This window comes from Corynebacterium tuberculostearicum (genome assembly GCF_046097465.1).
GTDB lineage: Bacteria > Actinomycetota > Actinomycetes > Mycobacteriales > Mycobacteriaceae > Corynebacterium > Corynebacterium tuberculostearicum_I.
The window spans coordinates 1,345,953-1,360,784 of sequence record NZ_CP175799.1; the positions used below are offsets into that span (position 1 = coordinate 1,345,953).

General features: G+C 56.8%; 12 protein-coding genes and 2 rRNA genes. All 14 read left to right on the top strand.

What is annotated here, in order from left to right; genetic code table 11:
- Positions 1–369 precede the first annotated feature (369 nt).
- The 14 genes from ACKFRX_RS06400 to ACKFRX_RS06465 all read left to right on the top strand — a co-directional run bounded on the left by ACKFRX_RS06400 (position 370) and on the right by ACKFRX_RS06465 (position 14,712).
- Positions 370–3,437: ribosomal RNA gene (locus ACKFRX_RS06400) — 23S ribosomal RNA — on the top strand.
- A gap of 128 nt (positions 3,438–3,565) precedes the next feature.
- Positions 3,566–3,683, top strand: a 5S ribosomal RNA gene (rrf, locus tag ACKFRX_RS06405).
- A gap of 211 nt (positions 3,684–3,894) precedes the next feature.
- A complete protein-coding gene (locus tag ACKFRX_RS06410) occupies positions 3,895–4,344 on the top strand; it encodes a hypothetical protein (protein WP_179386465.1) in 450 nt (149 codons plus the stop codon).
- Between the two features lie 441 nt (positions 4,345–4,785).
- Positions 4,786–5,595 carry a tetratricopeptide repeat protein gene (locus ACKFRX_RS06415; protein WP_236587086.1) on the top strand — a complete coding sequence of 270 codons (810 nt, stop codon included), beginning with the start codon at positions 4,786–4,788 and terminating at the stop codon, positions 5,593–5,595.
- On the top strand, positions 5,595–6,578 hold the full coding sequence (locus tag ACKFRX_RS06420; protein WP_284768962.1) for an HAD-IIA family hydrolase: 984 nt from the start codon (positions 5,595–5,597) through the stop codon (positions 6,576–6,578). Before ACKFRX_RS06415 ends, ACKFRX_RS06420 begins: the two co-directional genes overlap by 1 nt.
- Complete coding sequence (locus tag ACKFRX_RS06425; RefSeq protein WP_200436158.1) at positions 6,569–6,730, top strand: hypothetical protein; 162 nt, start codon at positions 6,569–6,571, stop codon at positions 6,728–6,730. The genes ACKFRX_RS06420 and ACKFRX_RS06425 overlap by 10 nt, the downstream gene beginning before the upstream one ends.
- Positions 6,730–7,536: a TlyA family RNA methyltransferase gene (locus ACKFRX_RS06430; RefSeq protein WP_408927534.1), complete on the top strand. Its 807-nt coding sequence runs from the start codon at positions 6,730–6,732 to the stop codon at positions 7,534–7,536. Before ACKFRX_RS06425 ends, ACKFRX_RS06430 begins: the two co-directional genes overlap by 1 nt.
- On the top strand, positions 7,533–8,417 hold the full coding sequence (locus ACKFRX_RS06435) for an NAD kinase (protein ID WP_408927535.1): 885 nt from the start codon (positions 7,533–7,535) through the stop codon (positions 8,415–8,417). The genes ACKFRX_RS06430 and ACKFRX_RS06435 overlap by 4 nt, the downstream gene beginning before the upstream one ends.
- Complete coding sequence (gene recN / locus ACKFRX_RS06440) at positions 8,417–10,087, top strand: DNA repair protein RecN (protein WP_408927536.1); 1,671 nt, start codon at positions 8,417–8,419, stop codon at positions 10,085–10,087. The genes ACKFRX_RS06435 and recN overlap by 1 nt, the downstream gene beginning before the upstream one ends.
- Positions 10,088–10,105: 18 nt before the next feature.
- Positions 10,106–11,257, top strand: coding sequence for a putative cytokinetic ring protein SteA (gene steA, locus ACKFRX_RS06445; protein ID WP_034668711.1), 1,152 nt, complete (start codon positions 10,106–10,108; stop codon positions 11,255–11,257).
- Between the two features lie 3 nt (positions 11,258–11,260).
- On the top strand, positions 11,261–12,163 hold the full coding sequence (locus tag ACKFRX_RS06450; RefSeq protein ID WP_408920013.1) for a copper transporter: 903 nt from the start codon (positions 11,261–11,263) through the stop codon (positions 12,161–12,163).
- A 3-nt stretch (positions 12,164–12,166) separates the two neighbouring features.
- Positions 12,167–12,805 carry an NUDIX hydrolase gene (locus ACKFRX_RS06455; RefSeq protein ID WP_005324666.1) on the top strand — a complete coding sequence of 213 codons (639 nt, stop codon included), beginning with the start codon at positions 12,167–12,169 and terminating at the stop codon, positions 12,803–12,805.
- Positions 12,802–13,692: a site-specific tyrosine recombinase XerD gene (xerD, locus tag ACKFRX_RS06460; protein WP_150850794.1), complete on the top strand. Its 891-nt coding sequence runs from the start codon at positions 12,802–12,804 to the stop codon at positions 13,690–13,692. Before ACKFRX_RS06455 ends, xerD begins: the two co-directional genes overlap by 4 nt.
- A gap of 12 nt (positions 13,693–13,704) precedes the next feature.
- Positions 13,705–14,712: a hypothetical protein gene (locus tag ACKFRX_RS06465; RefSeq protein WP_408927537.1), complete on the top strand. Its 1,008-nt coding sequence runs from the start codon at positions 13,705–13,707 to the stop codon at positions 14,710–14,712.
- Positions 14,713–14,832: the final 120 nt, after the last annotated feature.

The following is a 14,832-nucleotide window of genomic DNA, read 5'->3' on the forward strand; positions in this document are numbered from 1 at the left end:
AAAATTGTCCGGGTGAAACACACGCTCAAGAGACGAACTAAGTGTTTGAATGGCGCTTTGTGACACACGTTGTCCATGCACAGTTAAACGAAAAATAATGTTGTTTGTATGTTGGTGCATTGTTGGGTGTCTGGGGCATTATCCCCCTTTTTTGTGAGCCTGACCATTATTCTTGTTGACACTTAATGTGTTGGTGGGGTGTGGTTGGGGTGTTGTGTGAGAACTGTATAGTGGACGCGAGCATTAAACACAGATGAATAGGCCGTGTGGTTTGTTTGTGTGTGTTTGTGTGATTTCTTTTTTCTTTAATCAATTTTTTGTCAAGTTCACTTGTGTGGCCACCTGCGCTTTTTGTGTGTGGTGGTTTGTGTGTTCGTTATTAAGGGCGCATGGTGGATGCCTTGGCATGCTGAGCCGATGAAGGACGTGAAAGGCTGCGTTAAGCCTCGGGGAGTTGTCAATTGAGCGTTGATCCGAGGATGTCCGAATGGGGAAACCTGGCCCTGGTTATGTGGGGTTACCCTTCAGTGAATTCATAGCTGTTGTGGGGGTTTACGCGGGGAAGTGAAACATCTCAGTACCCGTAGGAGGAGAAAATAATAATGATTCTGCTAGTAGTGGCGAACGAACGTGGATGAGGCTAAACCGTGTGCATGTGATACCTGGTAGGGGTTGTGTGTGCGGTGTTGTGGGCCCTAATTGACGGTGACTACCATCATCGTGCTCGTGTGTTGTTGTTAGGTGAAGTGGTTTGGAATGGCCTGCCGGAGAAGGTGAGAGTCCTGTAGTTGAAGACAATGGCATGTGGGTTGTTGGGTTGCCCGAGTAGCAGCGGGCTCGTGGAATCTGCTGTGAATCTGCCGGGACCACCCGGTAAGCCTAAATACTCAGTGTGACCGATAGTGTATTAAGTACCGTGAGGGAATGGTGAAAAGTACCCCGGGAGGGGAGTGAAATAGTTCCTGAAACCATGTGCTTACAATCCGTCAGAGCACTTTTTGTGTGTGATGGCGTGCCTTTTGAAGAATGAGCCTGCGAGTCAGCGGCATGTCGCGAGGTTAACCCGTGTGGGGTAGCCGTAGGGAAACCGAATCCTAATGGGGTGCAAAGTGGCATGTCCTGGACCCGAAGCGGGGTGATCTACCCATGGCCAGTGTGAAGCAGCTGTAAGAGGTTGTGGAGGCGCGAACCCACGTAGGTTGAAAACTGCGGGGATGAGCTGTGGGTAGGGGTGAAAGGCCAATCAAACTCCGTGATAGCTGGTTCTCCCCGAAATGCATTTAGGTGCAGCGTCGTATTATAGCTTGGTGGAGGTAGAGCGACTGGTTGGTTGAGCGGGACTACAATCTTAGCAATGTCAGCCAAACTCCGAATGCCACTAATTGTGTTGTACGGCAGTGAGACTGTGGGGGATAAGCTTCATAGTCGAGAGGGAAACAGCCCAGATCGCCGGTTAAGGCCCCTAAGGGTGTACTAAGTGGAAAAGGATGTGGGATCGCGAAGACAGCCAGGAGGTTGGCTTAGAAGCAGCCATCCTTGAAAGAGTGCGTAATAGCTCACTGGTCGAGTGGTTCTGCGCCGACAATGTAGTGGGGCTCAAGTACACCGCCGAAGCCGCGGCAAACTTTTTTGTTTGGGTAGGGGAGCGTCGTGCATGGGTGGAAGCGTTACCGTAAGGAGGCGTGGACTGTGTGCGAGTGAGAATGCAGGCATGAGTAACGAATTGATAGGTGAGAATCCTATCCGCCGGATGACTAAGGGTTCCTGGGTCAAGTTCGTCTTCCCAGGGTGAGTCGGGACCTAAGGCGAGGCCGACAGGCGTAGTCGATGGATAACCAGTTGATATTCTGGTACCCGTACATGCGCGCCCATGATGAAGCACTGATACTAACCACCGCGGATGCATTGCTAGTCTTCTTTGAAGATTGGTGGTGTTGATGTCGTGGGGCCTGATGTGTGGTTCAAGTGATGGGGTGACGCAGTGAGGTAGCCACGCCACTTATTGGATTGGTGGTGTAAGCGTGTAGATCGTGTGGTAGGCAAATCCGCCACACATGTGGTTGAGACGTGATGCGTAGACCCATTGGGGTTGATGGTGGTGATCCTGTACTGTCGAGAAAAGCCTCTAGCGATGTGTGTGTATGGCCCGTACCCTAAACCGACACAGGTAGTCAGGTTGAAAATACTAAGGCGTTCGGGTGAACTGTGGTTAAGGAATTCGGCAAAATGCCCCCGTAACTTCGGGAGAAGGGGGGCCCCACGACGTGAGCATCCTTGCGGTGTTAAGCGTTGTGGGGTCGCAGAGAATAGAGGGAAGCGACTGTTTATCAAAAACACAGGTCCATGCGAAGACGTTAAGTTGATGTATATGGACTGACGCCTGCCCGGTGCTGGAAGGTTAAGAGGACCGGTTAGTAGTCTTTGACTGCGAAGCTGAGAATTTAAGCCCCAGTAAACGGCGGTGGTAACTATAACCATCCTAAGGTAGCGAAATTCCTTGTCGGGTAAGTTCCGACCTGCACGAATGGCGTAACGACTTCTCTGCTGTCTCAACCACAGGCCCGGTGAAATTGCACTACGAGTAAAGATGCTCGTTACGCGCGGCAGGACGAAAAGACCCCGGGACCTTCACTATAGCTTGGTATTGGTGTTTGGTTCGGTTTGTGTAGGATAGGTGGGAGACTTTGAAGCTATCACGCTAGTGGTGGTGGAGTCGTTGTTGAAATACCACTCTGATCGGATTGAGCATCTAACCTTGGCCCATGATCTGGGTTGGGGACAGTGCCTGGTGGGTAGTTTAACTGGGGCGGTTGCCTCCCAAAATGTAACGGAGGCGCCCAAAGGTTCCCTCAGCCTGGTTGGCAATCAGGTGGTGAGTGTAAGTGCACAAGGGAGCTTGACTGTGAGACAGACATGTCGAGCAGGGACGAAAGTCGGGACTAGTGATCCGGCACCTACTTGTGGATGTGGTGTCGCTCAACGGATAAAAGGTACCCCGGGGATAACAGGCTGATCTTCCCCAAGAGTCCATATCGACGGGATGGTTTGGCACCTCGATGTCGGCTCGTCGCATCCTGGGGCTGGAGTAGGTCCCAAGGGTTGGGCTGTTCGCCCATTAAAGCGGCACGCGAGCTGGGTTCAGAACGTCGTGAGACAGTTCGGTCTCTATCCGCCGCGCGCGTTGAAACTTGAAGAAAGCTGTCCCTAGTACGAGAGGACCGGGACGGACGTACCTCTAGTGTGCCAGTTATCCCGCCAGGGGTATCGCTGGTTGGCTACGTACGGAAGGGATAACCGCTGAAAGCATCTAAGCGGGAAGCCTGTTTTAAGATGAGGTTTCGTTAAGGTCCCCTAAAGACGATAGGGTAGATAGGCCAGACCTGGAAGCACTGTAAGGTGTGAAGGCTACTGGTACTAATTGACCACAACAAACACCAACACACATTGGTGTAACTCAACAAAAAAGTAAGAAGAAGAAACAGTCACTGTCGTGACCGCGTCCACTATGCAGTATCTGACACAACACCCGAAAGCACACCTAAGGGTTGGAATGCTTCGTATGTTTGTCGGTGGTCAATAGCTGCAGGGAAACGCCCGGTCCCATTCCGAACCCGGAAGCTAAGCCTGCACACGCTGATGGTACTGCAACCGGGAGGTTGTGGGAGAGTAAGTCACCGCCGACACCAAACAAAACAAACAACAAAATACCGTAATGATGAAGCCGTAGAAGACAGCGCACCACTAAGTGCCAAAGCCTCTACGGCTTCATTTGTCGTTTTACCGCGATTGTCTGTGAGGCCATCTTGAAGGCTATTCCGAATGGTGTCCTGAAGAGCAAACTTTTTCATTGCATCTTCGCTACACTTATCCACTCAATAGTTTGGGAGGAAACTCATGTGGTTCGACGGCTATCATCGGCAGTTTGGAAAACGCCTAGAAGAGTTTCACGCGGTTGCGATTCCTTCGATGCTCGCGGAGCTATCGCCGGAGCAGGAAGAACAAGTCACCCAGGGCTCTAAAGAGTTTCCGTTCGACGCGGTGCTAGACGTCTTAAATTCCAAGGACAGCTACGAAGACAAGGTGTCCCGAATACTGGCTATCAGCGGTACATGGATGAATGCTGCTTCCGGTAGCCAGTGGGCTCTAGGCCCATTGAGCAGCACAGCTTACTCTGAACGGGTAGGCATAGGTGTTAGATGGGGTGAGATTGCATTCTCCCCACTATTGAATGTCGCAGAGAACCTTATTGATGCGTATCCGACTTGGCCGGGTGTGCTCAAGGAATTCGCTGACAAGCAAGAATTTAACCGTGACTATTTTTCGCAGCGGCTTAAGGAGATTTAGCGGTGTCTTCTTTCTCTTCTGAAAGACCGTTAGATGTTTCTGGAACTAGGGTCTTATTCGGTATCGGCACTGCGCTGCCGGGATCTTTGCTCTTGTCTATTTCGTGTGAAGGCGACGTTGTGGGCTGGTGGGACGCTGCGACTGGTGCGGTTTTGATTGTGTGTGCAGTGATTCTTCTCGGTTGGGCTGCATTGAGGAAGGCGGTGCGTCGTCAAGCGCTGTGGGGCCTGCTATTTGTTGTCTACGGGGCTCTAGGCGCGCTACTTGTTCCTGGTGGTAGCATCCGGTTCGTCACGGTGTGCCTCTGGGTTGGTTTGATGAGTAATGTTTGGGTAGCGCTGCGGCAGCCCGTCAGGATCTAAATTCCGGCTTTTGGTTTGCGGGTTGTAGAATAGGGCCGGTATTTCTGTGCTAGTTCCAACCAAGAAAGGGTAGGGCTGAATGTCGGAGCGCAATCACAATGGGCGAGGCGGACGTGACCGTAAGCCACGCAATAACAAGGGCCGTGATTTTAAGGGCGATTCCCGGAAGAAGAAGTCTTTTTCGCCGCAGCGCTCCGGTTACCGTGAGGAACGCATTAACCGTCGCATGAGTGACCCAGACATCCCGGCAGAGGTAGATGTCAACGACCTGGACCCGATGGTGCTGCAGGACCTGAAGTCGCTATCGAAGGAGAACTCCGAGGCCGTCGCTAAGCATATGATCATGGCCGCGACGTGGATGGAAGATGATCCTAAGCTCGCATTGCGGCATGCGCGTGCCGCCAAGGACCGCGCTGGCCGCGTCGCAATTGCTCGTGAGGTCAATGGCATTGCTGCGTATCGTGCGGGCGAGTGGAAGGAAGCCCTTGCTGAGCTGCGTGCCGCGCGACGCATTTCCGGTGGCCCCGGAATGCTTGCAGTAATGGCTGATTGCGAGCGCGGTTTGGGCCGCCCGGAGAAGGCGCTGGAGCTAGGTCGTGCGGAGGAAGCATCGGAACTTGATGAAGAGTCCAAGATTGAGCTGGCGATTGTTCTGGCCGGCGCCCGCCTAGACATGGGGCAAGCCGAGTCCGCGGTTGTCACCATTCAACGCGCACATCCTGACCGCGATGCCCGCGGGGTAAGCGCGTGCCGTCTCGCTTATGCCTACGGTAATGCTCTGCTTGAAGCAGGCCGAAAGGACGAGGCTCGGGACTGGTTTGAGCACGCAGTTTCTATTGATGAAGGCGACTGGACCGATGCTGCCGAGCGCCTTGAGGAGTGCAAGTAGTGACGGTTCTCAGCAAGCACGACGCTCTTCTTCTCGATCTCGATGGCACCGTGTGGGAAGGCGGCCGACCCCTTTCTAACGTGGTGGACGTCATCAACACCTGCGGAGTGCCGGCAGTGTATGTGACCAACAATGCTTCGCGCAGCCCACAGGCAGTGGCGGAGATGCTAGCGGACATCGGTCTCACCGCGGGTACAGAACAGATCGTTACCTCTGCGCAAGCGGTTCTCCAACTAGCAGCCGAAGAGGTCCCAGCTGGGGCAAAGCTGCTTATCATCGGTGCCGATTCCCTCCGTGACTTGGCCCGAGAGATGGGCTTCAAGGTAGTCTCCAGCGCCGATGACAAGCCTGCTGCCGTTGTGCAAGGCTTTGACCGCTCGGTTGGCTGGGAGCACTTGACTGAAGGTGCCTTGGCCATCCGCCAGGGAGCCAAGTTCTTTGCTTCGAATCTCGATACCTCTCTGCCAATTGAGAGAGGTCTTGCTGTGGGAAATGGTTCCCTGGTTGCCGCCATCCAGTCAGCCACTGGGGTAGAGCCGGTTTCCGCTGGCAAGCCCGAGCCGGCCATGTTTACTTTTGCGGCAAAGCAAATCGGCGCGAAGAAGCCACTTGCCGTGGGTGACCGTCTGGATACTGATATTGCAGGTGGCAACTCTGCAGCAATGGATACCTTCCACGTGCTCACCGGCGTTTCTGGTGAGTTGGAGCTGATTGAGGCACCCGTGGAGGCACGCCCTAACTTTATTGGTGCAGGAATGCACGAGTTGGCCCTTCCTGTCTCTGTCGCTCGTCCCGGCGCACAGGGTGGATTTACGGCGCGGTGCGATGGTCATGACCTTCTGCTCGAGGGCGGCGACGAAAAGTCTACCTCCGTTCAGGCATTGCGCACGGTGTTGGAAGTTGCATGGGCCATGCCGTCGCCGCCACGCTATATTCAGCCGCGTAGCGAGCGCGCGGAAAAGGTTGTTGCGCAATGGCGGTAAAGCCGCACGACTTTCGAGCCGTCAAGGAACCGGTAGAGATCGATGCGGAAGTAGCAGAGATCCTTGGAGAAGACGCAGCGGATTTGGCCGCTGAAGTAGATCAGCTTGATCGCGCTCACAATGTGTTGCGCGATGCATTGCAGGAGAATTAATGCCCCCACAACGTCGTAGGTTAGATGCGGAGCTGGTGCGCCGAAAGATTGCCCGGTCACGTGAGCAGGCACGGGAGATGATTAAGTCCGGCCGTGTCACGGTGGGTGGCTTCAAGGCGCACAAGCCGGCGTCGATTGTAGAGCCCGAGGTTTCCATCAAGGTAGAGGAAGCCGAAGAAGACAAGTGGGCTTCACGTGGCGCTCACAAGCTTTTGGGTGCCTTGGCCGAGTTCGACGTCGACATGAACGGCCGCATCCTCGATGCCGGCGCTTCTACCGGTGGCTTTACAGACGTGTGCCTGGAACACGGTGCGCAGGAAGTGCTGTCTGTCGACGTGGGCTATGGGCAGCTGCTCTGGCGCCTGCAAAACGATGATCGCGTAACCGTTTTAGACCGCACGAATATCCGGAATTTAACGCTGGAGCTTACCGACGGCCCCTGCGACGGCATGGTAGGCGATTTGTCCTTCATTTCCCTCCGCTTGGTATTGCCGGCCATTGTGGATTGTCTGAAGGACGGCGCTTGGTTGTTGCCTATGGTGAAGCCGCAATTTGAAGTGGGCAAAGAGCGCCTCGGAAGCGGTGGCGTGGTTCGTTCGCCGGAGTTGCGTAAAGAAGTAACCAAGGAGGTCGCTGAATTTGCGTTGTCCCTGGGGCTTAGCATGCATGGGGCTGTGGCATCCCCGCTGCCTGGGCCAAGCGGCAATGTGGAGTACTTCCTGTGGCTGAAAAAGGACGGTCAGCCAACAGATCTGGCTAAAGTGGAAGAAATGATTGACCGTGCAGTCGAGGAAGGCCCGCAATGACCCGTGAAATCCTGTTGGTGCCTCATGCCAACCGGCAACAGAACCTGGAAGCGACGTCGCGTGCGGCAGAGCTTTTGCAAGATGCGGGAATTACCGTACGAGTGTGCGCGGACGAAAAGGTACTGCCGGGATTAAAGCATGTACCTCACACTGAAGATGCGGCCGCAGGGTGCGAATTGGTGTTGGTTTTGGGCGGCGATGGAACCTTCCTCCGTGCCGCCGACATGGCGCGTGCCGTAGATATTCCGGTGCTGGGCATCAACCTAGGCCACGTGGGATTTCTGGCCGAGTGGGAAGTCGAATCTCTCGATCAGGCCTTGGTGCGGGTCATTGAAAAGCGTTACCGCATTGAGGACCGCCTCACCATTGATGTGTCCATCTTTGATGAGGAGGGAACCCTTCTTAACCGCAGCTGGGCTTTGAACGAGGCTTCGGTAGAAAACCAAAACCGCTCCGGCGTGCTAGACGCAATCTTGGAAGTTGACCGCCGGCCGGTGTCGTCCTTTGGCTGCGATGGGGTGCTTATCTCCACTCCCACTGGATCGACCGCCTATGCGTTTTCCGCAGGTGGTCCGGTGTTGTGGCCCTCTTTGGATGCGATTTTGGTAGTGCCGAATAATGCGCATGCGCTGTTTACCAAGCCATTGGTTGTATCGCCCAATTCTTTAGTGGCCGTCGAATCGACGATGCGCACGACTCCCGCCACCGTGATTTTGGATGGCTTCCGCGAGTTCGCGATGCCACCAGGGGCACGTGTGGAAGTAGTGCGAGGCGAGCGTCCGGTGCGGTGGGTACGCTTAGATGACCAACCTTTTACTGACCGTTTAGTCTCGAAGCTGCGCCTGCCCGTAGAAGGGTGGCGCGGGCCGAAGGAGAAGTAGTGCTCGTCGATATTTCCATCAATGATCTGGGCGTCATTAGCCAGAGCTCTGCGGAACTATCCGCGGGCCTTACCGTGCTTACCGGTGAGACCGGTGCGGGTAAGACCATGGTGGTTACTGGTTTAAGGCTCTTAGCCGGTGGTCGCGCGGACGCCTCTCGAGTGCGCGATGGCGCGAAGAAGGCTGCAGTGGAGGGGCACTTTTCTTCGTCGAAAGAATCCATCCGTGAGTTGGTGGAGTCGGTCGGCGGCGATGCTGACGAAAATGGCGAGTATATCGTTTCACGCACGGTCTCTGCCGCCGGAAGATCGCGGGCCTATTTAGGCGGCCGTGCGGTGCCGGCTGCAACTCTGGGCGATTTCGCGCGCGAGCTTATAACGGTCCACGGGCAAAATGATCAGCTGCGTTTGCTCGCGCCCGAGGAACAACTGGGTGCGGTAGACCGTGCGGATCCGAAATTGGCGCGTGTGCGAGAGCGCTATACCGAGGCCTTCAAAGAGTGGCGCAGCCTTGCCAAGGACTATAAGCGGCGCACGGAGCAGCGCCGCGAGCTGGCGCAAGAGGTTGACCGCCTGCAATTCGCTGTCGATGAGATCGATGGCATCGCCCCAGAACCCGGCGAGGATGAAGAACTGGTGCAGCTGGTTCGCAAGCTGCAAGACGTCGATGGGCTGCGCGAGTCCGCGGAAATTGCCCTGGCTTCCATCGACGGCACCGAGGAATTGGAGGAGGCCGCCTCGGCACTGCTAGGCCGGGCGGTTTCTGCCTTGGCGGGATCCACCGATAAGGAACTAGCGGCCTTGGGCGAACGGCTTAGCGAGATTACTTCGCAGCTGGGCGATATCTCCGGCGAGCTCGGTGGGTATCTAGCCGGACTTCCGGCGGACCCACACCTGTTGGAAAAGTCGCTCCAGCGGCAGCAGGAATTGCGCACGTTGACTAGGAAGTACGCGGGGGATATTGATGGCGTCGTAGCCTGGCGCAATGAGGCAGCGGCAAAACTGGAGTCCATGGATACCTCCACAGAAGCCCTGGAGGAGCTGAAAAAGCAGGTCAAAGACGCTGAAGCGGTAATGATTGAGCGGGCAGGGGAGCTGACAAAGGGGCGTCGGAAAGCGGCGAAGGCCCTGGGCGAGCAGGTAACGCAGGAGCTCCACGGCTTAGCCATGCCGAATTCGACCTTGACGGTCGAGCTTACGCAGGCGAAGTATTCAAAGTCCGGCGCAGACGCGGCCGAGTTGCAATTGAATGGCAAGCCGATTGCCTCTGCTGCCTCGGGCGGCGAACTCTCCCGTGTCATGCTGGCCTTGGAGGTCGTGCTGGCGGACGAGGACGGCGCCACCTTGGTCTTCGATGAGGTCGATGCCGGCGTGGGCGGGCGCGCAGCCGTAGAGATCGGCCGCCGCTTAGCCCGCTTGGCGGTGCATAATCAAGTGATTGTGGTAACGCACCTGCCGCAGGTCGCAGCGTATGCGGATGCGCACCTGCATGTATCGAAGGAGAAATTTACCTCTGGCGTGGCCGAGCTGTCACAGGAGGAGCGCGTGGAGGAACTGGCCCGCATGCTGGCAGGTTTGGACGATACCGAAACCGGCCGCGCGCACGCACAGGAGCTTTTTGACCGCGCACAGGAAGAAGCTTCCGCGCGCCTCGCCCACTCGAAACCATAATCACGCCACAATAGGGCCATGGCTCTGTTTTCCCGTAACCCCGAGCAGCCTGGTGCACTGCGCGATTGCACTCCAGGCGCTAAGGGGATGAAAAAGTTTAGTGAAGGCGATGTCGCCGTAATTGATGCGGCCAATATCTCTCGCCACGAGGCTCAGACCCTCGTAGACCTTAAGCCCTCCGCCGTCATTAATGTGGCGGAGTTTTCTACCGGCACGGTCCCTAATTATGGCCCGCACATGTTGCTTGACGCCGACATTACCCTCCTTGAAGGCGTTGGCCAATCCTTTGTTTCCGAGTTCAAAGAAGGCAAGAAGGCGCGTATCGGGGAGGACGGCACCGTCTTTAGCGGCGATAAGGCGCTCGGCACCGGCCGCGTGGTAACCCGTGAGCGAGCAGAAAAGAACTTCACCGCGGCGCAGGGCGCGCTGATTGACCACATGGAATCCTTCTTTGGCAATTCCATTGACTTTATTAACTCGGAAGGCCCGCTGCTTATCGACGGCCTCGGCGTCCCCGCCTCCGGCTCCGAAATCGCCGGCCGCAAGGTTGTGCTCTTTTCACCTACCGATCGGCACCGCGAACAGCTCAAGCAGCTGCGCAACTTTATCCGTGAGTATGAGCCGCTGCTGATTGCAGTGGGAGCAGCGGCAGATTCCTTGCTGGCCCAAGGATATAAGCCGGATTTCATTATTGGGGATCCGAATAGCGTGAGCGATGAAGCTCTGCGTTGCGGCGCCCGCGTAATCGTTCCTGCGGACCCGGAGGGCGAGGTAGAAGGCCTCGACCGCATCCAGGACCTGGGCATTGGTGCGATGACCTTCCCCGCGGCAACGCATTCAGGCACCGACCTGGGCCTGCTCTTTGCGGACTACCACGGCGCCGATCTCATTGTGCAGGCCGGCGGCGGGGTAGACCTCGATGATATCTTTGCGGACCGCACCAACCCCTCGGCCGTGCTGTCCCGCCTTAAGGCCGGTACCAAGGTGGTTGACGCCGATGCGGTAATCAATCTCTACAGTGCGCCTTCCTCCAACCTCGGCTGGCTGTGGGCAGTGCTGGGCATCTTGGTTGCCATTGCGGCGGTCATCCTCATCGTCGGTTTTGGCGGCAGCCAAGACTTTGCTAGCAACCTTAGCGAAACCTGGTCTAGCCTCTTTGGGGGCGCATAAGGCATGGCAAAGACTGAGCTCGTAGCAGGCTTGGGCTTCGGCGCGGCGGTAGGCGTAGCCTTAGGCGCCCTGGTGATTGCGCCGAACCTGACCACCAGCATGGCTGATGATGACCCGATCCGCGAGGAGCACCGCAAGGTGGTCCAAGACAATAAGATTCTGCAGACCCAAAATGACGCCAGCGACAAGATCGTGGCCGATTCTGGGGCGGAAATGGTTGATGGAGCCTTGTCTCAGCGCCCAGTACTCATCGTGACCACCGATGACGCCAACGGCGGCGATGTAGACGCGATCCGGAAGCTCTTGGAGTCTTCCGATGCCACCGAGGCCGGCGAGATTAAGCTGACCAAGGACTTCTTGCGCCCCGAAACTAAGGACAAGCTGCTTCCCATCTTGAAAGATACTGCGCCTAAAAAGGCAGATATCAAGAACTTGGATTCTGCAGGAGCCCTCAGCGGTGAGGTCTTAGGTACTGCGCTGTCTATGGATCCTGAGAGCACGAAGCCTTTGGCCTCAGTAGAAGAGCGCGCAGACGTGCTCCATAAGCTGCGCGACGAGGGTTTCATTGATTACGAAGATGGCACCATCGTTCCTGCCCAGGCCATCATCGTGGTCTCTGGCAATGGCCTGCGTGGTTACCCGTCCAGCGCGCTGGCAGAATTTTCCACCGGGTTAGATGATGTCAATGGGTCCGTGGTGTTGAGCGGGCGCACCAAGCAGACCCAGGATGATAAGGCGCTAGCTCAGGTGCGTGATCAGGACGCGGAGCTGTCTACGGTCGATAGCACCGAACGGGCAGTGGAGCGCATTGCGGTCATTCTGGCCACCCAGGAACAACTTGATGGTGGCCAGGGCGACTATGGCGCCACCGAAACTGCTGACTCCGCCTTGCCGGGAAAGGAATAGCCCATGGCGCATGATTTCAAGGTGCTTGATTCGCAGCTGCTTGTCGAAGCCCCCATTCTCGCCCTCCGCCGCGACGAGGTAGTCATGCCCGGTGGCGTTTCTGCCTCCCGGGAAGTAGTCGAGCACCTAGGTGCTGTGGCCGTCGTGGCAGTGGACTCAGACGAGCGTATTGCGATGGTGTATCAGTACCGCCACAGCGTGGGAAAGCGCCTGTGGGAACTGCCGGCGGGATTGCTCGACGTACGCGGTGAGGATGAGCTGACCGGCGCGCAGCGTGAGTTGCAGGAGGAGGCCGGTTTGAGTGCGCAGACCTGGTCCGTGCTGACGGACCTTGTCACCTCGCCGGGTTTCTGCGAAGAGGCGGTTCGCGTATTCCTTGCCTCGGAGCTTTCCGACGTCCCCCGGATGGAGGCTACCGGTGACGAAGAAGCCGATATGGAAGTCGCCTGGGTGGGCCTCGACGAGGCCGTCGACAAGGTGCTGCGCGGTGACATCGTCAATTCCATTGCCTGCAGCGGTATCTTGGCCGCCTACGCTGTGCTGCGCGGCGGCAAGCAGACCCGCAGCGTGGAGGAGCCGTTCGACCTTCGACCGACCTCGATGAGCTCCCGCCGCACGGGCGCGGACCTAAAGCAGCTGTGAGTGCGCTAGAAAACATAGCGCAGACGTGGCTTAATCATCTAGCAGTCGAGCGCGGCGTTTCCGCCAACACCTTGAGCAACTATCGCCGCGATGTCCGCCGCTACCTTGCATGGCTGGGGGATAACGGGGTAGAGGATCTGCGGTCGGTGACGCGACCGATGGTGGAGGCTTATCTTAAAGACCTGCGCTCACACATGGCTGTGTCCTCAGCCAACCGAGCGCTCATCGTTGCTCGCGGACTGCATAAATTTGCCGTGTTAGAAGGCGTAGTGGACGTTGATGTTGCGGTTGAGGTAACCCCTCCGTCAACCGGGCAGCATTTGCCGGAGACATTATCGGTAGATGAGGTCACCGCCCTCATTGAAGCGACTCCTACTGAGACCCCGGTAGATGTGCGCGACCGCGCCCTGCTGGAGATGCTCTATGGCACCGGCGCGCGAATCTCGGAAATTGTCTCCCTCAACGTTGATGACGTGTCCTCCGCGCAGGAAGTAATACGCCTGCGGGGCAAGGGAGACAAAGAACGGATTGTGCCAGTGGGCTCGCATGCCCGCCAGGCTCTCGATGCCTACCTGGTGCGGGCGCGACCGGCGCTGAGCAAAGGTAAGACGCCGGCGCTGTTTCTCAATACCCGCGGTGGGGCTTTATCCCGTCAAAGTGCGTGGACTGTGTTGAAGACTGCAGCGCAGCGGGCGCAATTGGGAAAATCCATTTCTCCGCACACCTTGCGGCATTCTTTTGCGACGCACCTGCTTGAAGGCGGCGCAGATGTGCGCACCGTGCAAGAATTGCTGGGACATTCCTCGGTGACAACAACGCAAATATATACTCACGTCACTGCCGATTCCTTGCGCGAGGTCTGGCGCACTGCGCACCCCCGTGCCTAAGAAAGGACCTATATGTTTTCAACTCGTGTAGCTGGTGCGGCGATTTCTGCCGCATTGCTTTTCCCAGCGGTGGCACACGCGCAGCTGCCTCCGGAAGTAGAGGCTGCTATTGCCGCTCCCATTTCGGTTCCTGCCGGCCAGACCACGACTGTAAGCTTGCCCGTGCCGGCCGAAGCCAACTACTCCGGCGATGGGTGGAACGTGTCTGCCTCAGGTACCTCCGCTACCATCACCGCCCCGGCAGATGGCGGCCAAATCTCGGTTCCTGTCTCCGCCCAAGGCATGAATGCAACCCTGACGCTGGTAGCCGATGGGTCGGTCGCACAGGAGGACATTCAGGAAGAAATTGACGGCGCGGAAGGCGGCCCGAACCCAGCGCCAGCGCCGGATCCGGGCTCTGATAAGCCGGCACAAGGTGACAAGGCGCCAGCCGGAAACGATGCCGAGGGCGGAGATGACAAGCCCGCGCCGGCGAAAGAAGATAGCAACTTGCCGGTTATTCCAGGTAAAAAGCCGGAGCGTAAGCCTGCTGGGGAAGCCAACCTTGACGGTGCGGAATACGTCAACCTTGAATCGAAAATCGAAGGCAATACTATTACCGCGAAGATGGGCCTCAAGCAGGCCTATGACCTCTACCAGCAGTTCAAGGACACGCAAGAAAATGACGTCACGCTGCGCTACCTCGATGGCGAGGGCAATATTATCCAAGGCGTAGAGCGTGACGTGGATGCCTCTTCTCGAACCCTCACCTTGACCTATCCGGAGGGCGAGGCGCCTGATAATCCCTTCATCATGCAGTTGCTGCGCAATGACGGTTCCGGGGCCGCACTCATCGTCACGTTGCAGGACCCTAACTATCAATCCGCCGCGAAAAACCTCGATGAGCGCCAGCAAAAGGACCCCAAAGAAGAAGACGGCGGCTCACATTTGGGCTGGATTATTGGAGGGGCAGCTGCGGCGGTACTCATGGCGCTCATAGCTCTGGTGGCAATCCGCAAACGCCGTTCCAGTCAACGCTAAACACTTGATATAGACTAAGTCTCGGTACTTTTAACCTGTAGCGGGTACGCTTTAATGACAACGTTGTAATCAACCCTAAGCCAAGTGTCATGGTCCGGAACTTGGCGTCAAGGAAGCAGG

What these genes read in the sequence shown, in the direction of transcription:
- ACKFRX_RS06410 (WP_179386465.1), top strand. Translation starts at nt 3,895, where the DNA reads ATGTGGTTCGACGGCTATCATCGGCAGTTTGGAAAACGCCTAGAAGAG.
- ACKFRX_RS06415 (WP_236587086.1), top strand. Translation starts at nt 4,786, where the DNA reads ATGTCGGAGCGCAATCACAATGGGCGAGGCGGACGTGACCGTAAGCCA.
- ACKFRX_RS06425 (WP_200436158.1), top strand. Translation starts at nt 6,569, where the DNA reads ATGGCGGTAAAGCCGCACGACTTTCGAGCCGTCAAGGAACCGGTAGAG.
- ACKFRX_RS06430 (WP_408927534.1), top strand. Translation starts at nt 6,730, where the DNA reads ATGCCCCCACAACGTCGTAGGTTAGATGCGGAGCTGGTGCGCCGAAAG.
- ACKFRX_RS06435 (WP_408927535.1), top strand. Translation starts at nt 7,533, where the DNA reads ATGACCCGTGAAATCCTGTTGGTGCCTCATGCCAACCGGCAACAGAAC.
- steA (WP_034668711.1), top strand. Translation starts at nt 10,106, where the DNA reads ATGGCTCTGTTTTCCCGTAACCCCGAGCAGCCTGGTGCACTGCGCGAT.
- ACKFRX_RS06450 (WP_408920013.1), top strand. Translation starts at nt 11,261, where the DNA reads ATGGCAAAGACTGAGCTCGTAGCAGGCTTGGGCTTCGGCGCGGCGGTA.
- ACKFRX_RS06455 (WP_005324666.1), top strand. Translation starts at nt 12,167, where the DNA reads ATGGCGCATGATTTCAAGGTGCTTGATTCGCAGCTGCTTGTCGAAGCC.
- ACKFRX_RS06465 (WP_408927537.1), top strand. Translation starts at nt 13,705, where the DNA reads ATGTTTTCAACTCGTGTAGCTGGTGCGGCGATTTCTGCCGCATTGCTT.